Here is a 25,459-nt window from a genome sequence, read left to right on the forward strand (position 1 = left end):
TTTATTCAGTGTATTTTTTTACGATTACACATGCATTGTGTCCACCAAAACCAAATGTATTGCTCAATGCAGCACGAACAGTACGCTGCTGTGCCTTATTGAATGTGAAGTTCAGGTTATAATCGATTTGTTCATCATTATCACCTTCTTCGTGGTTGATAGTCGGAGGTACAATGTCATTTTTAACAGAAAGTACACATGCAATAGCTTCTACGCCACCAGTAGCTCCCAAGAGGTGTCCAGTCATTGATTTGGTAGAACTGATATTCAGTTTGTAAGCGTGTTCGCCGAACAGGTCTTTAATAGCTTTTACTTCAGAAATATCACCTACTGGAGTAGAAGTTCCGTGTACATTGATATAGTCAATGTCTTCCGGTTGCATACCAGCGTCTTCCAAAGCGCTTTTCATAACCAGTTTCGCACCCAGACCTTCAGGATGAGAAGCTGTCAGATGATAAGCGTCACCAGAAGCACCTGTACCGGTCAACTCTGCATATATCTTAGCACCACGTGCTTTTGCATGTTCCAGTTCTTCAAGAATCAGACATCCGGCACCTTCACCCATTACAAATCCGTCACGGCTTGCACTGAATGGGCGTGAAGCATGTACAGGGTCATCATTGCGAGTAGACAATGCGTGCATTGCATTGAAACCACCTACTCCCGCAGGGAAAATGGCTGCTTCGGCACCACCAGTTACGATAATGTTAGCTTTTCCCAAACGGATATAGTTGAAAGCATCAGCTATCGCGTTAGAAGAAGAAGCACATGCAGAAGTGGTTGTAAAGTTAGGGCCATGGAAACCATACATGATGGAAATCTGTCCGGATGCAATATCTGCAATCATTTTCGGGATAAAGAACGGATTGAATTTCGGTCCGATAGTGTCTTTGGTCTTTTCATAGCCAGCAACTTCTTCTTCGAAAGTATGAATACCTCCGATTCCGACACCGAGAATCACTCCGACTTTGTTCAAATCTTCTGTTTCGACGTCTATGCCTGCATCTGTTACCGCTTCTTTGGCTGCTACAACTGCATATTGAGTGTAAAGGTCCATTTTACGGGCTTCTTTACGGTCAATAAAATCAGTAGCATTGAAGTTCTTCACTTCACAAGCGAACTGAGTCTTGAACTTAGAAGCGTCGAAATGAGTAATAGGTCCTGCCCCACTTACTCCATTAAGAAGGTTGTTCCAGAATTCAGGAACAGTATTACCTACCGGAGTGAGTGCACCAAGACCTGTTACCACTACTCTTTTTAATTCCATAAAAGTAGAATTAAATTATTTTGCGTTAGCTTCAATGTAAGAGATAGCGTCGCCTACAGTCTGGATCTTTTCTGCCTGATCATCAGGAATAGAGATACCGAATTCTTTTTCGAATTCCATGATCAATTCTACTGTATCCAAAGAGTCAGCACCCAGGTCGTTAGTGAAGCTAGCTGTCGGAGTAACTTCTGATTCTTCTACGCCCAATTTATCAACGATAATTTTCTGTACTTTTGATGCGATTTCAGACATAATTTTCTTGTTTTAAGTTTATAAATAGAATAATTTTGTTTATATTTCGGTGCAAAGGAATAAATATTTCTCGTTCTATACAAATATTCAGCCAAATAAATGCAATTTCTTTGCACAATTTTATATATTATGTGCACAAAAAAGGTGAATCAATGAAAAAAATAGCAATTTTGGCATCGGGTGAAGGTACGAATGCCGAGCATATTATCCGCTATTTTGCCGGCCATATTACGATAGAAGTAGCCGTTGTAATAGCTTCTCGTCCTACAGCTCATGTCATAGAGCGTGCTCATACCCTGAATGTTCCATGTGAAGTAATCATTCCTCAAGACTTTGCGGCAGGCAAGGGACTTGAAGTCTTGAAAAGTTATGATACCGATTTCATAGTGCTGGCTGGTTTCTTGTCGCGTATTCCAGATGATATATTGCATGATTATGCACACAGAATCGTAAATATACATCCCTCGCTGCTTCCTAAATTTGGAGGAAAAGGAATGTATGGTATGCATGTTCATGAGGCAGTTCTGGCATCAGGTGAACATGAAAGCGGCATTACCATTCAGTATATTAATGAACATTACGACCAGGGAGATATTATTTTTCAGGCGAAATGTCCCATTTTATCCGATGATACCGCCGAAACCCTTGCCCAGCGCGTGCATGCACTAGAATACACATACTATCCACAAGTGATAGAACGTTTGCTTTCACTCCCGTCGTAAATGATATTCGCTACGCAACAGTTCGAATGTTTCCGGATGTGCACGCAATACCTCACAATCGACGTGTGGATTATACATTTGTAACTGGCGGATGTTTTCGTCGCTGTCGTAAGGCAAATGCGGTTGTTCGGGAGGAACGATAGAAAAATCCATTTCTTTTCCAAAGAAACGGCAGAAGGATTCCAGTACCATGCGGGTTGCATTTGCCTTTCCGTCGGCAGAATATCCGGCAATGTGCGGAGTGCCGATAAATACTTTGTCCAACAGTTCAAGGTTAATATTCGGTTCATTTTCCCACACATCGATTATAGCTCCAGATATTTTCCCGGTAGATAAAGCATTCAGAATTGCCTCAGTTTCTATAACTTCTCCACGTGACGTATTAATTATGTACGGTTTCTTTTCCAGCAGGTTGAAAAAAGATTCATCTGCTAAATGATAAGTCTGATATTTTCCACTTCTTTCCAATGGAGTATGAAAAGTTATAATATCACATTCGTGCGCCAGTGTACGCAAATCGACAAACCCTTTTTCTCCATGGTCGGCCCGAGGAGGGTCATTCAGGAGCACACGCATTCCTAAACGCTCTGCCAGTTGCCGGATGCGGCTGCCTACATGTCCTACTCCGACAATACCCAGACAGGCATCTTTCAGTGTGATATTTTTTTCCTGTTGTAACAATAAAAGTACTGAGTGTATATATTGTTCTACGGCACCGGCGTTACATCCCGGGCAGTTACTCCATGTAATACCAGCTTCGTGACAATAAGCTGTGTCGATATGATCGAATCCGATAGTAGCCGTTCCGATAAACTTTACCTTACTGCCAGCCAGCAAAGTACGGTCGCAACGAGTACGTGTACGGGTAATCAGTGCATCAGCATCTTTTACGACTTCCGGAGTAATTTCTTTTCCCGGCAAATAAACCACTTCATCGGCGAGCGCTTCGATAGCTTCCTTTATATAAGGTATTTTATTGTCAACGATAACTTTCATACTTACTTTTTCTAAAGTCGTGCAAAGGTAGTATTTTTTACATTTATAATTGGATGAAATGAAATCTTTGTGTAGATTTGAAAAATGTTGGTATTTTGTCTACCTAGTGTTGGTAATTTATCTACCTTTGTACTTTAATAATGATGTTCATATGAAATGTTTGCATATCATAACTCCAGTAAAAGATTCGATAGATTTTACTCTCGAAACAGTGCGTGCCATTTTAGCTTCCGACATTAAAGTTCCTTTTACTTATACGGTGTACAATGACTTCAGTACAGAAGAGAACACCAAACGTCTGGAGGAAGCTTCCAAAGAATTGAATTTTCGTCTGGTTAATTTATCCGATATCACAACTCATCCTTCTCCAAACTATCTGCTGGTACTTCAACGCTCTCAGCAAGAGGCTATTGCCGACGATGCAGGCCTGCTTATTGTAGAGTCGGATGTTGTAGTAAAGAAGAACACCTTACAGGATTTGTACGACGGAGCAGCAGCACGTAGCGGATGTGCCATTGCAGCAGCCGTAACTGTAGACGAGAATGGAGTTATCAACTATCCATATTTGCATGCCAAAGGTAATGAAGGTAAGGTGTATCCGGAAAAGAAGCATTGCAGTTTCTGCTGTTCACTGCTTACGCCGGAGTTCCTTCGTGCTTTCGACTTCCGTCAGCTTGATCCGACAAAAAACTGGTTTGATGTAACCATTTCACACGAAGCCTTGAAACAAGGTTTTCAGAACTATCTGTTTACCACCCTTCCTGTCTGGCACCGTCCGCACGGAAGTCGTCCGTGGAAACAGTTGAAATATAAGAACCCCTTGAAATATTATTGGTTGAAATATACGAAAGGACTCGATAAGATTTAATGATTGTATATATGGATAAATCCCCTTTGGTTTCGGTTGTAGTACCCGTATATAATATGGAGTCTTTTTTACCGGAAACACTCGACTCTATATTGGCTTCCGTTTATCCGAACTTTGAAGTGGTGGTGGTAGACGATGGTTCGAAAGATGCCTCGTACCGTATTGCATGCAGCTATGCCGAGAAAGATAAACGTGTACGTGCCTATACGCAACCTAACGGGGGAGCCTGTGCAGCCCGAAATCATGCTGTCCGGCTGGCGAAAGGAGAGTTTATTCTGCCTGTTGATGCAGATAATCTTATCGAACCCGGTTTAATAACCGATTCGGTAAAAGAAATCTTAAAAGATCCTTCTGTAAAGGTGGTCGCTCCTCGTGCTGATTTCTTCGGAGAACGGACGGGTGAATGGAAACTACCTCCTTTTTCCCTGCATTTATTGGCGAGAAAAAATATCATGGATACTTGTGCGCTTTATCGGAAGGTAGAATGGGAGCGTGCAGGAGGATATTGTGAAAGTATCATTGCGCGTGAAGACTGGGAATTCTGGATTGCCGTTCTGAAAGACGGGGGAAAAGTTGTTCGCTTACCGGAAATAGGTTTGCATTATCGCATACGCAATGTGTCGAAAAGAGTAACAGACAGATCGCTGAAGCGTCATGTTGTGAAAACGCTGAATGTTCGTCATCCAGAGTTCTTCGAGCGTGAACTGGGAGGACCGCTCCGTTACCGTCGTTCATGGTCGGTCTTGTTAAACCGTATTTACCGTTTGTTTCATCCGCGTAAAGTTTATGTCGATGCGGGCTTTTGCACATTGACGAGTTATGTAAAAGCCCTGCCTGCTCTGTTTAAATACGATAGTGGAACGGTGATTTATAAAGGACGCAACGAACTGCGTGAAATGGACTGGTACGGAACGAAAGTCGTAATCAAGTCCTTCCGTGTTCCTAACTTGATAAACCGCATCGCATACGGAGTGTTCCGTTCGTCGAAAGCACAACGTTCGTTCGAGTATGCCGAAATGCTCCGTCGGGAAGGAATCGGAAGTCCTGCTCCAGTAGCCTATTATACCGAGCGTAACGGACTGCTTTTCACACGCAGCTATTATGTCAGTCTGAAGTCGGAATGTCCGTATTCGTATGTCAATCTGATGCGAGGCGATTTTCCCGGTCAGGAAGAAATTTTGCGAGCCATTGCCCGTACAACGGCTGCACTCCATGAGAAAGGATATCTGCATAAAGACTATTCGCGAGGGAATATCCTGTTCCGTCGCACCGACAAAGGTGTAGAGGTAGAAATAATAGACCTGAACCGTATCCGTTTCCGCACGGTCGATATGGAAGAAGGATGCCGTAACTTTGAACGTCTTCCGGGGACACCGGAAATGTTTGCCATTCTTGCCGATGAATATGCCAAGGCAAGAGGCTTCGATGCCAACGAATGTTTGAAACTGATTTTGAAGTATAACAACGCCCAAATATGAGATTAATAAAAATGACAGGTGGCTTAGGCAACCAGATGTTTATATACGCCTTCTATCTGAAAATGAAGAAACTCTTTCCTCATACAAAGATAGACTTATCGGATATGATGCATTACCATGTGCATCACGGATACGAAATGAACCGGGTATTTGCTTTGCCTCATACAGAGTTCTGTATGAACCGTACTGGGAAGAAAATACTGGAGTTTCTGTTCTTCAAAACTATATTGGAACGAAAGCAGAAAGGATTGGAGTCGTTTTGGAAAAGTTATGTCTGGCCACTGGTTTACTTCAAGGGATTTTATCAGTCGGAGCGTTTCTTTGCCGATATCGAAACAGATGTCCGTAAGGCTTTTACATTTGATATGACTCAGGCCAGCGAGCGTTCCAAGGAAATGGCGGCACGTATGGACGCTGACCTGAATGCTGTATCGCTTCATATACGGCGGGGAGATTATCTGGAACCAAAGCATTGGGAAAATACAGGAAGCGTATGCCAGCTTCCTTACTATCGGAACGCGATTGCCGCAATCAAGAAGGAGCTGGACAATCCGGTTTTTTATGTGTTTTCAGACGATCTGGCATGGGTGAAAGAAAATCTTCCGCTCGACAACGCCGTATATATCGACTGGAATAAAGGTAATGACAGCTGGCAGGACATGATGCTGATGAGTCATTGTCGTCGTCATATTATATGTAACAGTACATTTAGCTGGTGGGGTGCATGGCTCGATCCACACAAAGACAAGACAGTAATTGTGCCTGAGCGCTGGTTCCCGTCATACAGAAACACCCTATATTTATCCTGAAGGCTGGACAAAAGTCCCCATCAATTAAAAAACGATAGCTTTATGAACCTGTTGTTGCTTTTAAAAAAGGTAGCCTGTGCGATAGCAGAGATGCCTTTCTCCTTGTGCAAAGTAAAAAATCCGGTAGTATGCATGACACTACTGGTAAAGAATGAAGAAGACATTCTGGAGCAAAACCTGATTTTCCATAAGCAGAAAGGGGTCGATTTTTTTATCGTAACAGACAATAATTCCACAGACAAGACTCCTGAAATACTGCGTAAGTATCAGGAAAAGGGGTGGATAAAAGAGATAATAGAGGAGAAAGCCACCGACTATCGTCAGAAAGTATGGGTAGACCGTATGGTGTGGCGTGCCAAGACTGTTTATAAAGCCGACTGGGTGATTAATGCCGATGCCGATGAGTTTTGGTATCCTGCATCATCTTCTTTAAAAGATACGTTGCAGCAGACTTCGGCAAACGTGATAAAATGTGCCATGTACTGTGTATATCCCGAAGAAGGAAAAAACTTTGAAGCATGGAGCTACACGGTCGACCCGGTTGAAGATATTGCAAAATATGATTTATCGCTCTATTCATTGTTTGCCCGTCAGATACCTAAGGTAATGCACCGTACCCGTGGATACATCCAGATTTCGATGGGAAATCATAAGGTAGCCATGTTCCCCAAGCGTTCCGGCAAGAGTGATATCCGTATTTATCATTATAATATCCGAGGCCGTCAGCAGTTTCTGGAGAAAATGATTAATGGCGGAAAGCAGCTGGAGCAGAATCCCAGCAAACATGGCGGACGTCACTGGCGCTATTTTTATGGCCTGTATAAAGAAGGAAAACTGAATGAGGAGTACGACCGTGTGATAGGAAGCCGTGTCTTCGACCGTTTGCAGGCAGACGGATATATACACAAAGACCATACAATGGCAGATTTTTTCAAGAACCTGAATAAATAATTGGAAGATATGAAGCATGCATACCTGATAATAGCTCATAATGAGCCCGACGTGTTAAAAACATTATTGCTCATGCTTGATGATGAGCGTAATGATATTTATTTGCATGTGGATGCCCGTGCCGTTGAATTATTCAATCAGTTCAAGAATTTTCAGTTGAAGAAAGGTAAATTGATAATTCTGCAAAACCGTATAGCGGTATATTGGGGTGACCTTTCTCAGGTTGAAGTAGAATATCGGCTGTTTGAAGCTGCGTTGCAAAATGGACCGTATGCTTATTATCATTTATTATCGGGAGTGGATTTGCCGATCAAGACACAAGATTATATCCATGATTTTTTTCAGAAACATGCGGGAAAAGAATTTATCGGATTCTGGAATGAACCAAGTCATCGTAAAGATGTATATCGTAAAGTTTATCGATACTATTTATTTACCCAATATTTTAAAGAAGGTTCTTCCTTTGTACATGGTATAACAGCTTTTACCCGTAATGTTTTTTTAGGTATTCAGAAATTGATCAAATTTAAATGGAAGCACGATTGGGATCATTTTTATAAAGGATTTACGTGGGTGAGTATCACTAATGATTTTTGTCATTATCTGGTTGACAGAAAATCGTATATCATGAAAACATTCAGATATACACTGTGTCCGGATGAAATCTTTATTCAATCCTTAATATGGAATTCTCCTTTTCGGCCGAATATTTATGATTTTTCGGATGCTTCGAAAGGTAGTGTAAGAGCTATTGACTGGCGACGCGGAAGTCCTTATGTCTGGAGGCTGGAAGATGTTGATGAGTTAAAAAATTCCCCTTGCTTGTTTGCCCGTAAATTCTCTTCCAAGTATCCTGATATTATAGAACGTTTGTTTACTTTTTATTCCAGTTCTGAACAGCATATATGATGAAAGTTCTATATGTCGTTATTTTTATTTATGTATTTTTGCTGTTGAAACGTAGATTTCTGTGTTTATGAATGAAAAAGCTCCATTGGTTAGTGTTGTTGTTCCCAATTATAATTACGCACGTTATTTGGATGCGCGCTTGTCGTCAATCTTGAATCAGACTTTTCAGGATTTTGAACTGATACTTCTGGATGATGCTTCTACGGACAACAGTTTAGAGGTACTTGACAGATATAAGGACGATCCTCATGTTTCTCACCTTGTCGTCAATGAACAAAACACAGGAAGTCCCTTCAAGCAATGGATGAAAGGTATTTTGTTGGCTAAAGGTGAATGGGTATGGATAGCCGAAGCCGATGATTTATGTGAACCTACGTTTTTGGAAACTTGTGTGGAACAGGTGCAGAAATACTCTAATGTATCTGTTTGCATGACGGCTTCTCGGTATATAGATGAAAAAGGTAATATATTACCACAAGAAGCCAATTATTGGGGGAAGAAGAAGCCGGCTGTATCTGCTTGTAGGTTTTCGGGAAAGGCTTATGCAGAGCATAACATGTATTGGAATTGTTGTGTTGCCAATGCCAGTGGCGTATTGTTTCGCCGTTCTTATGCTACCAATTTATCCGATTCTTCTTTTTTAAGCATGAGATACAGTGGCGACTGGTGTTTCTGGTTCCAGATGCTGCTTCAGGGAGATATGATTGAGGTTTATGAGGAATTGAATAAGTTCCGTCAGCATACCGCAAAAGTCAGTGTAGAAGGTGTCAAGTCGGGGAATCGTATAAAAGAAGATATCGATGTACTTTCTTTGATGGAGAGGACTTTTCCAGAGATGAAGAAGTATAAGCGCAGGCTAGCCCATGGTATGATATGCCGTAAAATAAAAAAGCTGAACGATGCAAAGAAAAGAGTTGAGCTTAGTGAGTATTTAAGTGAGCGTTTGGGAGGAAAAGCCTCCGATTTGAGACTTTTCCATCTGAATAATTATTTAAGATTCATTTGTCCGTGGCTGATTACGATCAAGCGTGACAGACTCAAAGTATGTTAGCCTTTTTCCTCAAAAATTTTGTTATATAGATTTAATCTTCTTTCTAACATTCTATTTTGATCATATTGTGCAAATAACTGTTTATTTGCTTGTGTAGCAAGTCTTTCTTGCAAATCTGGATTGCTTAAAAGATGAGTGATAGAATTGGCGAATTCTTGAGGAGTATCACTTATTATACATTCACTTTCATTTCTGAAATTTAGTCCTTCAACCCCTTTTGTTGTTGTAATTATTGGGGCATGGGCTATGATTCCATCTAAAATTTTCATTCGCATACCACTGCCAATGCGAATTGGCACAAGTAATATACTTCCATTTAAAAAGCTATGTAAGTCTTCTATAAATCCAACTAATTCAATTTCTGGATATTGACTTTCAAGCTCTTTGATAAATTTACTTTTCCAACTTCCAATAATTTGGAGTTTAAATTTTGTTTTCTGTTCTCTTAAGAAAGGGATTATTTCTTTAACAAACCAATTTATGGCATCTAAATTAGGATAGTGATTTTCACTTCCTACAAAAGTTAGTCGGTATGTTGTTTTGGTAAACGGTTTTATTTTGTTGGTATCTAATTTGACAACAGCAGGAGAAGTGTAAATCTGATGATTTTTCCCAATAAAATTCTGTAATATTTCTTTGTCTGTATCTGTAAGTGCTATTATATAGTTGTAGTTTTTTAAAGCGGCTTGTTCAAAATCTTTGGCTATTTTATAATATAAATAATCAATTGGAGTTGTTTTTTTGAATAGAGGTAATTCATTCTTATTATGAATATATCGTATTTCGTGATGGACAAAAATACTAGTTACAGTAGGAGGCAATAAATATCCTAATGATATTAGTTCATAGAATTCTACTTGTACGATATCAAAGTCTTTACAAAGTTCAATTACATACTCCATGTATTGAGTTGATAAAGGCTTAAAGTATGAATTAAAGATGGTAGTCTTTTCACGGGCTAAATCTTTTTCTTTAGATTTAAGTAGTAGTCGACGTATTTTGCGTGTAGCAGAATCTTTGATTTTTTTTAATATCCAATAGTAGCAAGGAGAAGAAACTTGTGGAGCCTTTTCCGTAAAAATATAAAAGTGTACATTATTCCATATTTTTTTTAAATCTTCTATATGCTTTCTTTCAGAAGAAGAATGTGGAGCTAGTAGTATAGATACATCTATTTTGTTACGGATATAATCTATCATATTAAAGAAAGCTTGATTTCCGCCAGAGTTTAATGGGTAAGGAATATACGGAATTATAAATAGAATTCTTTTCATATGGCTATTTGTGAAATAATTTAGTTTTAAAAAAATGTTTATACATTACTCTACATGAAAGTTGGATATTGAAGTTGAATAATATTCTGCATAGTTTATATAATTCTGATAGAGTAATATCCTTATTTAGTGAATGGCGTATAATTGTATATAAATATTTTTCTAATGCTTTTATTAAATTTTGATCAGTAGGAAGGTTTGCATATCTTTTAATAATCCATTGTATAAATAGTAAAGTTGCTTCGAATTTTTCTTTATTATACTGTGATGAATTGCTGATATTTTTATTTGTTGCATTTCTCCAAAGTACTGCATTACCAGAAAGAAAAACAATTTGTTTTGTGTATTCCGCAAATTTAACCCATGTTGCATCATCTGAGCACCAAGCCATAGGAAATTTTACAAATCCTAAATTTTTTTCGTAGGTGTCGCGGCTAAAAACAAATTCACAGGCGGCAGATTGAATTTTACCGTTTAGTTTATCTAATAGAAATTGATATCCTGATATAGACTGTTTAGTTTCTGTTATTGATTTGAATAGTATATTATTATTTTCATCTATTACGTTAAGTGGAAAGCGAAATAATATCTTATTTTCTCCATAAATAGCAAGCGCTTCCATAATACGAACTATCCCATCTTTAGGCATTATATCATCGTCAGAGAATAGCCATATAATAGGTTCATGAGAAAGTTTGATACATCTATCCCAATGACTAGTAAGATCCTGTTTTCCCATATTATCTTCAAATTTGTGATAGATAATATCTAATTGATTAATGTATGGGGAAACAATTCTTTGTAAATTATGAGGACTATTATCGTCTCCAATGTATACTCTGAAATTTTTACAAGTCTGTGAACTAATAGATTCTAATGTTTGTTGTAAAAAATCAGGCTTGAAAGCTGGAATGATGATGGCTATTTTTTTATTTTCTCTTTCCTTTGATATGTCCATATTAAAATGATTTTTTATTGGGATATTTATCGAGAAGGTTTAAAATACAAAGTTAAGATATTTAGTAAATACATGCAATTCTATATCTTTAAAATCTTTGTATTTATATATGTTATAGTATACAGTTCTCTTTTTATATGTAAAATGTTCTTTTTTTAAAAAAACTGCTTGTCCTTTTATTTTTTGTACAAATTCCAAAAACTTTTGTACAAAAATAATTGAAAGCGGCCGAAGAGAAAATAAAAGATCTTGTACCAAAGAAAAATAGTACAAGATCTTTTTGTTATATTATGCGTTTGGTATGGTAAGAATTTACAGAGCCTGCATATCGTTTAAGCGTTTGTAATAGCCGTTTTTCTGAAGCAGCTCTTCGTGTTTGCCGCTTTCTACGATACGGCCTTCGTAGAGTACATAAATACAGTCGGCATTCTTGATAGTCGACAAGCGATGTGCGATAGCAATAGTAGTGCGGGTCTTCATCAAACGTTCCAAAGCTTCTTGTACCAGACGTTCACTTTCTGTATCAAGGGCAGAAGTCGCTTCGTCTAGAATGAGAATGGCTGGGTTTTTCAAGATGGCACGGGCTATCGAGATACGTTGACGCTGTCCTCCTGAAAGACGGCAGCCGCGGTCGCCGATGTTGGTGTCGTAGCCTTTTTCACTTTCCATAATGAAATCGTGGGCATTGGCTATCTTGGCAGCAGCAACGACTTGTTCCATGGTGGCATTGTCTACACCGAAAGCAATGTTGTTGAAGAAACTGTCGTTGAACAGGATGGCTTCCTGATTTACATTACCTATCAGTCCGCGGAGGTCTTTTACTACCAGATCTTTAATGTTTTTTCCGTCTATCAGAATTTCACCAGCCTGCACATCGTGAAAGCGGGGAACTAAATCGACTAGTGTTGACTTTCCTGAACCACTTTGTCCTACCAATGCAATAGTCTGTCCTTTGCGTACTTTCAGGCTGACGTCGTGGAGTACTTCATGCGTGCCGTAGCTGAACGAGATGTTGCGGAATTCCAGTCCTTCTTTCATTTCGGTGATGTGTTCGGCATCAGGACGTTCTACGATGTTGTTGGGAGCCTTCAGAATCTTGTCCACACGTTCCATCGAGGCGAGTCCCTTCGGGATGTTGTAACTTGCCTTGGAGAAGTCTTTCAGTGGGTTGATGATGCTGTAAAGTATCACCATATAGAAAATGAAGGTGGAAGCGTTGATGGTAGAGTTAGCACTTAGAATCAGTGAGCCACCGAACCATAGTACAAGTACGATGAGTACGGTTCCCAGAAACTCACTCATAGGGTGGGCGAGGCTCTGGCGCATGGCTACTCGGTTGGTCGCATTACGGAATTCGTTGCTGCATTTTACGAAGCGGTTTATCATTTTATCTTCAGCGATAAATGCCTTGATGATACGCATGCCGCCCAGTGTTTCTTCCAGTTGTGACATGGTTTCACTCCATTTGTTTTGGGCATCGAGTGACTGACGTTTCAGTTGTCGTCCTACGCGTCCCATGATCCATCCCATTCCCGGTAGTACAATGATGGTAAACAGGGTAAGTTGCCAGCTGGTTACTATCAGGGTTGCAAAATACGAAATGATAAGAATCGGATTTTTCAGCAACATATCAAGTGAACTGGTGATAGAGTTTTCTATTTCGCCAACGTCGCCACTCATACGGGCAATGATGTCACCTTTTCGTTCGTCCGACAAGAAGCTGAGCGGCAGATACATTACCTTTGAATAAACCATGATACGAATATCACGTACTACACCTGTACGAAGCGGAATCATGATGGCTGTAGAGCCGAAATAGCATGCAGTTTTCAGCAATGTCATTCCCGCAAGGAAGAGTCCCAGCCACAGCAGTGTAGTGGAAGGGCCGAATGTGTCTATCAGTTGGGATACGTAATAGTAGAAGTTGTTTACGGCAACATCTTTTAGTTCGCCGCTTCCCCATTCCATGAAATGGTATACTTTTTCTGAATCTCCGGTTTTAAACAAGATGTTCAGTATCGGGATGAGGAGTGAAAAAGAGAAGACATTGAATACCGCGGACAACAGGTTTAGACCTACTGCGCCGATAACATATTTCTTGTAGGGCGAGATAAACCGCCGCATCATTTGGAAAAATTCTTTCATGCAGGAAATACTTCTGTTATAATATAGTGCACAAAGATAGTGTAATTTATTGTTTTCTTTGATACAAAGAAGGGGCTTTTGCATATTATTTTATAAATTTGCAACTTAACTGAAACATGGCAATTCAATGAAATTCATATATTATCTGGTTTTTTTCTTCTGGTATCTGCTCTCTTTGTTACCATTGAGGGTGCTTTATTTTATTTCCGATGTATTGTTCGTGCCGTTGTTTTACGGTTTAAAATATCGTCGGGATATCGTGCATCGTAACATTGCCGGTTCATTTCCTGAAAAAAGTGAAAAAGAGATTCTGAAGATAGAAAAGGAGTTCTATCATTTTTTCTGCGACTATGTGGTAGAAACTATCAAGTTGTTTTCCATGTCGAAAAAGCAGATGATGAAAAGGATGAATTTTACGGGATTGGATAAGGTGAAGGAAACACTGGAAAAGGAAAATAAGAAATGCTGTTTCCTATACTTGGGTCATTATTGTAACTGGGAGTATGTAGCTTCCTTGCAATACTGGTTCCCAGAGATACATTGCGGACAGATTTATCATCCTCTGTATAATAAAGCTTTCGATAAGTTGTTTCTCCGACTTCGCGGACAGTTCGGTGGTGAGTCAATTCCGATGAAGGAAACGTTGCGCCGGCTGGTGACGCTCAGCCGGGGAGAGAAGAAGGTGATGATAGGCTTTATTTCTGATCAGGCTCCGGGATGGGAGGGGATGGATCACTGGACAACATTCCTGCATCGGGATACAGCTTTCTTTCAGGGTACGGAACGTATCGGTCGGCGACTGGATGCTGCGGTCTATTATGTAAAGATTACCAGAGTAAAACGTGGGTATTATCATGGTACGTTTGAACTATTGACCTTGCATCCTGCCGAATTGCCTGAGTATCGGCTAACCGATATGTATTCGGAACACTTGGAACAACAGATAAAGGAAGCTCCGGCTTATTGGTTATGGAGTCATAACCGGTGGAAGCGGACGAAAGAAGAATGGTTGAAAATGTCGTGGAACACTAAAAAATCGTAATATCATGCCCCCGAAAATTATTCATTTGTGCTGGTTCAGCAAGGATCCTTACCCATTGGAAATTAAGATTTGTCTTGCAAGCTGGAAGCGTGTTCTTCCTGATTATAAGGTACGTGTCTGGACGTACGAGGATGCAAAGGCTATCGGTTGTAAGTATATAGACCAGGCGCTGTCAGTCCGAAAATGGGCGTTCGCAGCAGATGTTGTCCGTTTTTATGCTGTATATAAAGAGGGCGGTGTGTATATGGACAGTGATATTTATCTGCGTAAGCGTTTCGACCGGTTTATTCCTGAAACCGGATGTGCTACGTTTAATGAGCGGTGGGAAGAAGGAGAAACGGATTATGGTATTCAGGCCGCATTCTTTATCGGTTCAAAGGGAAATGATTTCTGTAAGGAGGTCTTTGAGTATTATCAGACGCGTGATTTTATTCGTCCCGACGGTTCGCTGGATCAGACGGTTTCGCCGTATATCATGCGGAGTATTGCGGAGCGCAGGGGATATGTCTGCAAGGAGGAGGAACAGCATCTGAAAGGTATCGATATTTATCCTACGCATTGGCTGTCTCCAAGAAGCCGCTTCAAGCATAGTCCAGATGCTTTTGGGGAACATCGGGTGTACGGGAGCTGGCGCGACCATAAGTTCGGCAGGAAGCTGGAACGTTCGTTCAAGCATTTCTGTAATGCCGTGAAGTTTTATTTGTTTGGCAGGTAAGATAGATATCCCGTTTGGGCTGTTAAAATACAGAAGAGTCGCATCATAACTCTCGATGATGAGTTTGATGCGACTCTTTTTGATTATCGGATACCTTTCCGCTGTTTGTATTCATCAATTCGTTTTTGGAAGGCTTCTTCTTTCTTTCCTCCGTTGGAATGGAATATCAGTGCTTCGGGAATTTCTTTTCCGCGGTCTTCCAGTCGGGATTTTCCGGTTTGATCTTTTATTATATCGACAGCATCGTATAAGTCATTGGTGGTGGCATCGTAGGCGTTCATGGTAAGTGTATCGCCATGCACACGGATTTGCTGGTAGTAACGGCTGCCTGTTCCGAACTTGTCGAACCGCTTGTCGAACTCGATGTAGTAGTTTTTGGGTGAGCAGTGACTGACTGTATAAACCGGTGCTTGGGCTTCTCCATTTTCACCGTGGGCAGTCATACGGGCATAAGCGTGTTCGTGTCCTTGCAGTACGAGATCGACACCATATTTCTCTACCAGTGGGTTGAACATGGTACGTTGAAACAAGTTGTTCATACTGCCTTTAATGGAGTATAGCGGATGATGAAGTACGACGATCTTCCATCGTGCATTGCTTTTCTTGAGCTGTTCTTCCAACCATTTTTTCTGAGTCCACAGGTAGAAGAACTCGCGGTTGCTGTCGAGACAGAAGATTTGCATATCGTTATACTTCAGAGTATATACCTGATTCTTTCCGACCATTGAGTCGAGATAGTATGAAAATACCAGTGAGAAGCGGCGTTCCAGTTTGCGAATGATGTATTTCAAATATTCATGGTTGCCGGTAACCGTAATGACAGGATAGCGTTGTCCGATGGAATCCAGTCCGCGATATGTTTCCTCCCAGCGTTGTTCGGTTGGACGTTCGGTCAGGTCACCCCCAAAGACAAGAAATTCGGTATCGGGATGGCGGCGCAGAGCTTCGCGAAAGAAATCGTTGGCTTTTCCATGGATGCTGTCTTGTACATCGCCCACATACATAAATGAATAGTCTTTTCGGGTTGATTGATTGTACGTATGGAAACTGTACCATGGCGAAGTCTTGTCTTCATTGCATACACGATAGGTGTAATAGCGGTCGGGCTGCAGGGAACGGAGTTTGGCTACATAGTAAGCAGCCATTCCACTGCGCGAACGGAAGGTTTCTCCCTGTGCCTCAATCTGTATAGTATCTTTAGAAAGGGTGTCTACCAGGTCGACGTGTGACGGTACGACTATGGAATCGTATTGCCAACTGATGTTGCGTGACAATTCGTTCTCGTCACCGAAAGTGAGCAGTACCCGTCCCGGTTCTGATAATGGTGCATAGGGAAGTTCTTCTTCGTTATGGAACCAGGCGCTCCAGCGCGAGTTGATCCAAAGTCCGAGTGCTACAATGACAACCAGTGTAATGCTAAGTCGGATGATAGTTTTCTTTTTCATGTTGTGATAGATTGGTATTCGGTTACAAATATAGAAAATGGTGTTTTAAATATCTTATTTTGCGTCCTGTTTTACAGAAAAGTTATTTTAAAATAAGGTCTTGAAAGGGTTTGGAAAAATATCGTTAACTTTGCCTTTCCTAATCCCAAAAACATTGGCAATGAAAAAAGAATTGTTTTCGAATGTGCTTTCCTTAATATGGAATTTGTTTGTTATTTATGTGTGTTATTCGCTTTGCCGTCTGACTTTCTTGCTCGAGAACTTCCGTCTGTTCAGTGAAAATCTGACGTTAGGGTATGCGCTGAACATGTTCGGGGCAGGCATTATCTTCGATACAACGGCAATTCTGTATAGTAATGCCTTGTTTATTCTGTTGTTTTTGCTACCGTTTCACTGGAAAGAAAATGTCAAGTTTTATAAGGTGGTCCGCTGGATTTTTACGGTAGTCAACGGTTTTTTCCTGATATCGAATCTGGTGGATTGTGTATATTTCCGTTTTTCCGGACGTCGCACAACAATGAGTGTTTTTCAGGAATTTGGCAATGAAGGTGGAGGAAATTTAGCTTCCATTTTTATGGATGAATTTATTTCGCACTGGTACCTGGTAGTACTGGCAGCGGTATTTTGCTATGCTATCTATAAATTATATCGTGCACCGCGGAATATTCCGGTATATAGTAAATGGCAATATTATCTGTTGCAGACGGTTACCTTACTGATTGCCATACCGTTTACGGTGTTTGGTATGCGTGGAGGTATGACGACTGCTACGCGTCCGATTACTATTAGTAATGCAAATCAGTATGTAGATCGTCCGCTGGATGCGGGTGTGGTACTGAATACACCGTTTTCTATTTTCCGTACACTTGGGAAAAAGGCTTTTATTGTTCCCGACTATATGCCCGACAGTGAAGCGATTGCTGTATATTCTCCGGTGCATGTTCCTGCCGATTCGGTACAGTTCAAGCCGATGAATGTGGTTGTAATCATCTGGGAGAGCTTTACTAAGGAATTTGTAGGCAGCCTGAACCGTGATCTGGATAATGGAAAGTACAAAGGGTATACGCCGTTTATTGATTCATTGTTGACGAAGAGCTTGAGTTTTACATATACATATGCCAACGGGCGAAAGAGTATCGAGGGAATGCCTTCGGTATTGTCGTCTATACCGAGTTTTGTTGAGCCGTTCTTCCTTACACCGGCTTCACTGAATGATGTGTCCAGTATAGCAGGTGAACTGACCAAAAATAAAGGATATTATTCGGCTTTCTTCCATGGAGCTATGAACGGTTCGATGGGATTTCAGGCATTTGCCCGTTCGGTAGGGTTTACCGATTACTTTGGGCGTACGGAATACAATGAAGACCCACGCTATCACGGGGATGATGATTTCGACGGTACATGGGCTATCTGGGACGAGGAGTTCTTACAATACTATTGTGATAAGATGACAGAGTTTAAACAACCTTTCGTAACCTCAGTGTTTACGGCAAGTTCACATCATCCGTTTGCTCTACCGAAACGTTATGAAGGTAAGTTCCCCGACGGACCGACTCCGCTTCAGCGTTGTATCGGTTACACGGATCATGCCTTACAACTCTTTTTTGAAAAGGCTTCTCGTCAGCCGTGGTATAACAATACATTGTTTGTGATAACTGCCGATCATACCAGTTTTGGTACATATCCTGAGTATCTGACTGACTTGGGACTGTATAGCGTTCCTATTCTGTTTTATGCTCCCGGGATGCCGGAGCTTCGCGGTATGGAGGACAAGATTGTAGAACAGATAGATATTATGCCTACCGTACTGGGATTGCTGGGTTACGACCGTCCGTATATCAGTTTCGGACAGGATGCCCTTCAGACTCCAGCAACTGATAAGTTTTCGGTAAACAATGTAATGGGTACAAATGTCTATCAGTTTGTGAAAGGAGATTATATGATTCAGTTTGACGGAGAGAAAGTGCTGAAGGCTTATCGCTACCGTACCGACCGTCTGTTGAAAGATGATGTGAAGGATACTATGCCTCAGGACACACTTCGAGCAATGGAAACACAACTGAAATCGTTTATCCAGCAGTATATGCAACGTATGAATTCAAATAATCTTATTTACAGAAAATAAATTTGCATTTATTGTATTGCGTGCTGGAGGATTAGCGAAAAACTATGATTATCAGAAATAAAAAAATGGCAAGCTTTACGAAGCCTGCCATTTTTTTGTATTTATATATATACTGCTGTTATCAGTTCTTGTTGGCACGTTTACGTTCTGTTTCGTCCAGAATGATTTTACGCATACGCATACTCTTCGGAGTTACTTCTACATATTCGTCCTCTTTAATGTATTCCAGAGCTTCTTCCAGTGAGAAGATTACCGGAGGGATGATACGAGCCTTTTCATCAGAACCGGAAGCACGCATATTGGTCAGTTTCTTCGATTTGGTTACATTGATGACCAAGTCGTTTTCGTGAACGTGTTCTCCCACTACCTGACCAGCATATACTTCTTCTTGTGGATAGATAAAGAATTTTCCACGATCTTGCAACTTGTCGATAGCATATGCAAATGCAGTTCCGCTCTCCATGGCAATCATAGAACCATTGGTACGGCGAGGAATATCACCTTTGTATGGCTGGTATTCTTTAAAGCGGTGAGCCATGATGGCTTCTCCCTGCGAAGCTGTCAGTACGTTTGTACGCAGACCGATGATACCACGTGAAGGCATATCGAATTCAATATTTACACGGTCACCCTGAGTTTCCATAGAAACCATTTCACCTTTACGGCGGGTTACCATATCAATCATCTTGCTGGCAAATTCTTCGGGTACGCTGATAGTCAGCTCTTCAATCGGCTCGCATTTTACGCCGTCTATTTCCTTGAAGATAACCTGAGGCTGTCCTACCTGAAGCTCGTAACCTTCACGACGCATGGTTTCGATCAGTACAGACAAGTGCAGCACACCACGTCCGGAAACAATCCATTTACCATCTTCATTTTCCGTCTTGCGTACGCGCAATGCCAGGTTCTTGTCGAGCTCTTTCATCAGACGGTCGTGAATATGACGTGAAGTAACGTACTTACCTTCCTTACCGAAGAACGGAGAATCATTGATGGTGAACAACATGCTCATGGTCGGTTCGTCGATAGCGATAGGAGGCAGTGGTTCCGGATTTTCGAAGTCACAGATTGTATCGCCGATTTCGAAGCCTTCTACACCTACGATGGCACAGATATCGCCCGAAGATACAGACTGAACTTTTTTACGGCCCAAGCCTTCGAATGTATGCACTTCTTTGATTTTTGATTTAACCATGGTTCCGTCGCGTTTGGCAAGTGTTATATTCATGCCTTCGCTGAGTGTTCCACGATGTACACGACCTACGGCGATACGACCTGTATATGAAGAATAATCGAGTGATGTAATCAGCATCTGCGGGGTTCCTTCCAACTGTTGAGGAGCCGGTATGTATTTTATGATGGCATCCAGTAGCGGGGTAATGGTTCCGGTAGGAGTTTTCCAGTCTTCGCCCATCCAGTTGTTCTTTGCTGAACCGTAAAGAACCGGGAAATCGAGCTGGTCTTCGGTAGCGTTGAGGCTGAACATCAAGTCGAATACCATTTCGTAAACCTCTTCCGGACGGCAGTTGGGCTTATCTACTTTATTGACAACCACGATAGGCTTCAATCCAATTTGCAAAGCTTTTTGCAGTACGAAGCGTGTCTGCGGCATCGGGCCTTCGAACGCATCGACCAACAGGATACATCCGTCTGCCATGTTCAAGACACGTTCTACTTCTCCACCGAAGTCGGCGTGCCCCGGAGTATCAATAATATTGATCTTTGTACCATTGTAGTTGATGGAAACGTTCTTTGAAAGGATAGTTATACCTCTTTCACGTTCCAGATCATTGTTATCCAGCACCAATTCGCCATTGGTTTGGTCATTGCGGAATAAGTGTCCCGCCAGCATCATCTTGTCCACCAATGTAGTTTTTCCGTGGTCTACGTGGGCAATAATGGCAATGTTTCTGATATCTTGCATACTATACCTAATAGAAATATTATTTGGAGTGCAAAGTTACGATTTTTCTTTGATATTTGTAGTGAAAATCTTGATTTTGGGTGAATAAAGTTGGCGGATTGCGATATAGCCGGGCTCTACAGGTGGGTGTTGAAAACGTGATACTTGAAATCCTTGTCGATGAATTTTGTGTGCAGATGACAGGCGCAGGAATATATTTCGGGGCGATTATCAATATTTTTTCGCTTAACTCATTGTTATATGGAAGATTATCTTTACCTTTGCACCGCAAAATCAAAATTTATATATTTTAAACAGTCAAAATTATGTATTTAGACGCAGCTAAAAAACAAGAAATCTTTGGAAAGTACGGAAAGTCTAACACTGATACTGGCTCACCTGAAGCACAGATTGCATTGTTTTCATACCGTATTTCTCACCTGACTGAGCACATGAAGCTCAACAGAAAAGATTATAGCACTGAAAGAGCTCTGACAACACTGGTAGGTAAGCGTCGTTCTTTGCTGAATTACCTGAAGAGCCGCGATATCGAAAGATACCGTGCCATTGTTAAGGAACTCGGTCTGCGTAAGTAATCCGTTACTTGCTGCAACGAAAAACAAATCGAGCCGCCTCCTCAAGGAAGAGCGGCTCGATTTGTTTTTATAGGATTCGTTTTGGTTTATTCCGGATATTGAAGTTGTGCTTCTGTAATGTTTTCCAGTACTTCGTGCAGATATTTTGCAGCTTCCCAGCGTGCCATCGGAAGATTCATCATCAGATAGTTGCCACAGTCCTTTGCGCTGGCTCCGGGTACATCTCCCTCATAACCGGCAATGAAGCGGAAAGTTTCTTGCATCAGCGGGAGGATATCTTTCGATTCGAGATCACCTTTTACTACCAGATAATTGCCGGTAAGACATCCCATCGGGCCCCAGTAGATGATTTTGTCAGCCCACACAGGATGATTGCGCAGGAAGGTAGCAGCCAAGTGCTCCATGGTATGGATAGCCGACGGGCTAAGACACGGTTCGCGGTTCGGCTCTTTCATGCGGATATCGAAGGTTGTTACGATTTCGTTTCCTACAGTATCTTTGCGTGATACATAAATACCACGTAACAGGCGGATGTGATCGACGGTAAAACTTGGTATTTTTTTCATAATTCTCTTGGTTTTATTATAATTTGTTTGGCAAAGCCTTTAAGAATGTTTCAGTAACGTGGAAGGAACGGTCGGCCATTTCTCCCCAGAAATTCTGGTATTGTTCGAAGTGCTTGTCTGCTCCCGGAGTATCACTGATAATGCGGAAACTGATGAAAGGGACTTTATACAGGTAGCAAACCTGAGCTATAGCTGCCGATTCCATGTCGACGGCAAGACCTTCGGGGAAGTTACCCTTAATGGCTTCCAGTTCGCTGCGGTCGGTTATGAACTTGTCACCGCTGCAAATCAGTCCGCCATGGATAGCTGTTTCCGTATCGAGCGACATAGCACAGTTGTAAAGCGTTTCGTTGCCGTTAAAGAAAGTAGGGAGTCCCTGAATTTGTCCGTATGCATTTCCTTCGCCACACCATACGTCGTGATATACAATCTGACGGCTTACTACTACATCCATTACTTTCAGGCAAGTATCTATTCCTCCTGCCACTCCTGTACTGATAATGCAGTCGGGCTCAAAATTGCGGATCAGTTCTACGGCTCCGGCTGCTGCATTCACTTTGCCTATGCCGCATTGCATCAGTATGATGGTATTGTTTCTGATGGTTCCTTCGATATAATTAAAAGGACCTTTGGTACATTCGGTTTTTTCTCTCAGTTGGTTAGCCAGTTGCTTCTGCTCTGAAGACATGGCGGTTATGATTCCTATTTTCATATTATTTTTATGATTTTCGGTGACAAAGTTACTATTTTTCATGGACTATTGTGTTATCTTTGCTGTCTGAAAACATTAATTAATAAACTATTTCTGTATGAATCAATTAAAGAAACTTATCCCTGATATTGTGGCGATTGTGCTCTTTGCTATTATATCGGTTGCTTATTTCTTTCCGGCTATTACAGAAGGACGTATTCTGGCACAGCACGATGCTGTAGCTGGCATCGGAGCGGGAAGAGAACATCAGGAATATTACGAAAAGCATGGTAAAGCTACCCGATGGACAAACTCGCTGTTCAGTGGTATGCCGACTTATCAGCTGGCTCCGGGATACGAATCGAGCCGTACGCTGAATTTTGTTCAGGAAATCTACCGGTTGTTCCTCCCTACTTATGCCGGATACATCTTTATCATGCTGCTGGGCTTCTACATCTTGCTGCGCGCATTCGACTTTAAAGTCTGGTTGTCTGCTCTGGGAGCGATTATCTGGGCCTTTTCTTCTTACTTCTTTATCATCATTGCTGCCGGACATATCTGGAAGTTTGTGACACTTGCTTACATACCGCCTACCATAGCTGGTATGGTCTTGATATACCGCGGTAAATATTTGTGGGGCGGTTTGCTGACTGCTTTGTTTGTTGCTCTGCAAATTGTGTCAAACCACATGCAGATGACATATTATTTTCTCTTTGTCATGTTGTTCATCGCCATAGCATACGGGGTTTCGGCATGGAAGGAAAAACGGTTCCCGCAATTCCTGAAATCGACCGGAGTACTGGTTATTGCCGGAATTTTGGGAATATGTGTCAACCTGTCGAACATCTACCATACGTATCAGTATAGTAAGGAGAGTATGCGTGGAAAGAGTGAACTGGTAAAAGAGCACTCTGCCAACCAGACGGGAAGCGGACTGGAACGTGACTATATTACGCAATGGAGTTACGGTATTGGTGAAACGTTCTCACTGCTTGTTCCTAACGTGAAAGGTGGTGCGTCTGTTCCTCTTTCACAGAACGAAACGGCAATGAAGAAAGCCGACCCGACTTACATGGGACTGTACAGTCAGATTGGTCAGTACTGGGGCGAACAGCCGGGTACATCGGGACCGGTATATGTGGGAGCTTTCGTGATGTTCCTGTTCATTTTGGGATGCTTCATTGTAAAAGGTCCTATGAAATGGGCTTTGCTGGGCGGTACGCTGTTCTCTATTTTACTGTCGTGGGGAAAGAACTTTATGGGACTGACCGATTTCTTTATCGATTATATTCCGATGTATAATAAGTTCCGTGCGGTATCGTCTATTCTTGTCATTGCCGAGTTTACAATTCCGTTGCTGGCAGTCATGGCATTGAAGGAAGTGATTGAACGCCCTTCTCTGTTAAAGGAAAAAGCAAAAGCTTTCTATATCAGTCTGGGACTGACAGGCGGACTGTCGTTATTGTTTGCCATTGCTCCGCGAGTGTTCTTCCCAACCTATGTTTCGAGCATGGAAATGAGTGCTTTGCAGAACGCCATTCCGGCAGAACAACTTGCTCCTATACTGATGAATCTGGAAGAGATGCGCGTAGCCATCTTTACATCGGATGCCTGGAGAAGTTTCTTTATTATTCTAATCGGTGCAGCGTTGCTGTGGGCGTATTGTGCCGGAAAGCTGAAAGCAGGTTTGCTGATAGCAACTTTGGCTGTATTGTGTCTGGTAGATATGTGGAGTGTCAACAAGCGTTATTTGTACGATGGGCAGTTCGTGGCAAAAGGTACCGAGATGCAGCCTTTCTTGCAACCTTCGGAAACGGATAAGAAGATTTTGGAAGATAAGACACTCGACTATCGTGTGCTGAATCTGGCAAGCAATACTTTCAATGAAAACGAGACTTCGTACTGGCACAAGAGCATCGGAGGTTATCACGCTGCCAAATTGCGCCGTTATCAGGAAATGATAGAAGAGCATATACAAGGCGAAATGGGTAATCTGTTTAAGGAGCTTCCTGCTGTAGGTGGCGATATGACTCAGGTCGATCCTTCTCATTTCTCTGTATTGAATATGCTGAATACCCGTTACTTTATCTTCCCGCTTCAGGGAGGTTCTACCGTTCCTATTTATAATCCGTATGCATTGGGTAATGCTTGGTTTGTAGATAAGGTACAGTATGTGAATAATGCCAATGAAGAGATAGAGGCTATCCATCATATCGATCCGGCAAAGGTAGCTGTAGTCGACAAGCGTTTTGCTGAAGAAGTGAAAGATTCGGGTGCTGGAAAAGATAGTCTGAGTACCGTCGTGCTAAAGAGTTACGAGCCTAACGAACTGATTTATGAGGTTAACTCGCAGAAGGGTGGAGTAGTTGTATTCTCTGAAATCTATTATCCGGGATGGGAGTCGTATATAGATGGCAAAGAAACTGTTCACGGACGTGCCGACTACATTCTCCGTGCGATGGATGTTCCGGCTGGAAAGCATACGGTACGCTTTGTCTTCGACCCGAAATCGCTGCATATAACCGAAGCCATTGCTTTTGTTGCACTGGGTATACTGGCAGTGGTAGCCATTGTGGCCATCGTATTGCAACTGCGTAAACGTAAAGAAGCATAAAGGAAATTTGGATAAATCCTTTTCAATCTATCGAAAGAATTTGTACAAAAGTTTTTTTCTTTTGTACAAAAAATAAAAAAAT

General features: G+C 41.6%; 21 protein-coding genes and 1 pseudogene. 12 read left to right on the forward strand and 10 right to left on the reverse strand.

What is annotated here, in order from left to right; all coding sequences use genetic code 11:
• Position 1 precedes the first annotated feature (1 nt).
• Positions 2-1,267 (reverse strand): beta-ketoacyl-ACP synthase II, encoded by a 1,266-nt coding sequence (gene fabF, locus WKT12_RS02010; RefSeq protein WP_340318637.1) that lies wholly within the window; start codon positions 1,265-1,267, stop codon positions 2-4.
• A gap of 15 nt (positions 1,268-1,282) precedes the next feature.
• Positions 1,283-1,519 carry an acyl carrier protein gene (locus WKT12_RS02015; RefSeq protein WP_022040329.1) on the reverse strand — a complete coding sequence of 79 codons (237 nt, stop codon included), beginning with the start codon at positions 1,517-1,519 and terminating at the stop codon, positions 1,283-1,285.
• A 152-nt stretch (positions 1,520-1,671) separates the two neighbouring features.
• Between WKT12_RS02015 and purN the strand changes: the two genes are divergently transcribed.
• Positions 1,672-2,241, forward strand: a complete 570-nt coding sequence (purN, locus tag WKT12_RS02020; RefSeq protein WP_340318638.1) for a phosphoribosylglycinamide formyltransferase — start codon at positions 1,672-1,674, stop codon at positions 2,239-2,241.
• Here the strand turns inward: purN and pdxB are convergent.
• Complete coding sequence (gene pdxB, locus WKT12_RS02025; RefSeq protein ID WP_340318639.1) at positions 2,227-3,237, reverse strand: 4-phosphoerythronate dehydrogenase PdxB; 1,011 nt, start codon at positions 3,235-3,237, stop codon at positions 2,227-2,229. The two genes, purN and pdxB, sit on opposite strands and share 15 nt — an antisense overlap.
• A gap of 151 nt (positions 3,238-3,388) precedes the next feature.
• Between pdxB and WKT12_RS02030 the strand changes: the two genes are divergently transcribed.
• The 6 genes and pseudogenes from WKT12_RS02030 to WKT12_RS02055 all read left to right on the forward strand — a co-directional run bounded on the left by WKT12_RS02030 (position 3,389) and on the right by WKT12_RS02055 (position 9,303).
• The gene (locus WKT12_RS02030) at positions 3,389-4,105 is read left to right on the forward strand and encodes a glycosyltransferase family 2 protein (RefSeq protein ID WP_204461083.1); all 717 of its coding nucleotides are present in this window, start codon (positions 3,389-3,391) and stop codon (positions 4,103-4,105) included.
• Positions 4,106-4,116: 11 nt separating this feature from the next.
• Positions 4,117-5,583, forward strand: a complete 1,467-nt coding sequence (locus WKT12_RS02035; protein WP_340318640.1) for a glycosyltransferase — start codon at positions 4,117-4,119, stop codon at positions 5,581-5,583.
• A pseudogene (locus tag WKT12_RS02040) lies at positions 5,580-6,420 on the forward strand (alpha-1,2-fucosyltransferase). The gene WKT12_RS02035 and the pseudogene WKT12_RS02040 overlap by 4 nt, the downstream one beginning before the upstream one ends.
• A gap of 14 nt (positions 6,421-6,434) precedes the next feature.
• Positions 6,435-7,343: a glycosyltransferase family 2 protein gene (locus tag WKT12_RS02045; RefSeq protein WP_445323111.1), complete on the forward strand. Its 909-nt coding sequence runs from the start codon at positions 6,435-6,437 to the stop codon at positions 7,341-7,343.
• A gap of 9 nt (positions 7,344-7,352) precedes the next feature.
• Positions 7,353-8,252, forward strand: coding sequence for a beta-1,6-N-acetylglucosaminyltransferase (locus WKT12_RS02050; protein ID WP_340318641.1), 900 nt, complete (start codon positions 7,353-7,355; stop codon positions 8,250-8,252).
• Between the two features lie 67 nt (positions 8,253-8,319).
• Positions 8,320-9,303 carry a glycosyltransferase family 2 protein gene (locus WKT12_RS02055; protein ID WP_340318642.1) on the forward strand — a complete coding sequence of 328 codons (984 nt, stop codon included), beginning with the start codon at positions 8,320-8,322 and terminating at the stop codon, positions 9,301-9,303.
• Here the strand turns inward: WKT12_RS02055 and WKT12_RS02060 are convergent.
• The 3 genes from WKT12_RS02060 to WKT12_RS02070 form a co-directional block, all read right to left on the reverse strand.
• Positions 9,300-10,577: a glycosyltransferase gene (locus WKT12_RS02060; RefSeq protein ID WP_340318643.1), complete on the reverse strand. Its 1,278-nt coding sequence runs from the start codon at positions 10,575-10,577 to the stop codon at positions 9,300-9,302. The genes WKT12_RS02055 and WKT12_RS02060 overlap by 4 nt on opposite strands.
• Before the next feature lie 4 nt (positions 10,578-10,581).
• A complete protein-coding gene (locus tag WKT12_RS02065) occupies positions 10,582-11,535 on the reverse strand; it encodes a glycosyltransferase family 2 protein (RefSeq protein ID WP_340318644.1) in 954 nt (317 codons plus the stop codon).
• A gap of 312 nt (positions 11,536-11,847) precedes the next feature.
• Positions 11,848-13,680 (reverse strand): ABC transporter ATP-binding protein, encoded by a 1,833-nt coding sequence (locus tag WKT12_RS02070; RefSeq protein ID WP_340318645.1) that lies wholly within the window; start codon positions 13,678-13,680, stop codon positions 11,848-11,850.
• Between the two features lie 127 nt (positions 13,681-13,807).
• Between WKT12_RS02070 and WKT12_RS02075 the strand changes: the two genes are divergently transcribed.
• Both WKT12_RS02075 and WKT12_RS02080 read left to right on the forward strand, forming a co-directional pair.
• The gene (locus WKT12_RS02075; RefSeq protein ID WP_118483840.1) at positions 13,808-14,722 is read left to right on the forward strand and encodes a lysophospholipid acyltransferase family protein; all 915 of its coding nucleotides are present in this window, start codon (positions 13,808-13,810) and stop codon (positions 14,720-14,722) included.
• 4 nt (positions 14,723-14,726) lie between these two features.
• Positions 14,727-15,437, forward strand: coding sequence for a glycosyltransferase family 32 protein (locus WKT12_RS02080; RefSeq protein WP_340318646.1), 711 nt, complete (start codon positions 14,727-14,729; stop codon positions 15,435-15,437).
• Positions 15,438-15,520: 83 nt separating this feature from the next.
• Here WKT12_RS02080 and WKT12_RS02085 read toward each other — a convergent pair whose 3' ends face one another.
• Positions 15,521-16,882 carry a metallophosphoesterase family protein gene (locus WKT12_RS02085; protein ID WP_340318647.1) on the reverse strand — a complete coding sequence of 454 codons (1,362 nt, stop codon included), beginning with the start codon at positions 16,880-16,882 and terminating at the stop codon, positions 15,521-15,523.
• 160 nt (positions 16,883-17,042) lie between these two features.
• Here WKT12_RS02085 and WKT12_RS02090 point away from each other — a divergent pair, with 160 nt between their 5' ends.
• Entirely contained in the window at positions 17,043-19,007 is a 1,965-nt protein-coding gene (locus WKT12_RS02090) for an LTA synthase family protein (protein ID WP_340318648.1), read from the forward strand.
• A 121-nt stretch (positions 19,008-19,128) separates the two neighbouring features.
• On the opposite strand, the gene typA is transcribed toward WKT12_RS02090, so the two are convergent.
• Complete coding sequence (gene typA, locus WKT12_RS02095) at positions 19,129-20,931, reverse strand: translational GTPase TypA (protein WP_340318649.1); 1,803 nt, start codon at positions 20,929-20,931, stop codon at positions 19,129-19,131.
• 305 nt (positions 20,932-21,236) lie between these two features.
• Between typA and rpsO the strand changes: the two genes are divergently transcribed.
• A complete protein-coding gene (gene rpsO, locus WKT12_RS02100) occupies positions 21,237-21,506 on the forward strand; it encodes a 30S ribosomal protein S15 (RefSeq protein WP_007560687.1) in 270 nt (89 codons plus the stop codon).
• Between the two features lie 86 nt (positions 21,507-21,592).
• Here the strand turns inward: rpsO and WKT12_RS02105 are convergent, their stop codons facing one another.
• Both WKT12_RS02105 and WKT12_RS02110 read right to left on the reverse strand, forming a co-directional pair.
• Positions 21,593-22,072, reverse strand: a complete 480-nt coding sequence (locus tag WKT12_RS02105) for an S-ribosylhomocysteine lyase (RefSeq protein ID WP_007566136.1) — start codon at positions 22,070-22,072, stop codon at positions 21,593-21,595.
• 16 nt (positions 22,073-22,088) lie between these two features.
• Complete coding sequence (locus WKT12_RS02110) at positions 22,089-22,784, reverse strand: 5'-methylthioadenosine/adenosylhomocysteine nucleosidase (protein WP_340318650.1); 696 nt, start codon at positions 22,782-22,784, stop codon at positions 22,089-22,091.
• A gap of 97 nt (positions 22,785-22,881) precedes the next feature.
• On the opposite strand from WKT12_RS02110, the gene WKT12_RS02115 reads away from it, so the two are divergent.
• On the forward strand, positions 22,882-25,377 hold the full coding sequence (locus WKT12_RS02115) for a hypothetical protein (RefSeq protein ID WP_340318651.1): 2,496 nt from the start codon (positions 22,882-22,884) through the stop codon (positions 25,375-25,377).
• Positions 25,378-25,459 lie beyond the last annotated feature (82 nt).

It is taken from the genome of Phocaeicola sp. HCN-6420, from assembly GCF_037890145.1.
Lineage (GTDB): Bacteria > Bacteroidota > Bacteroidia > Bacteroidales > Bacteroidaceae > Phocaeicola.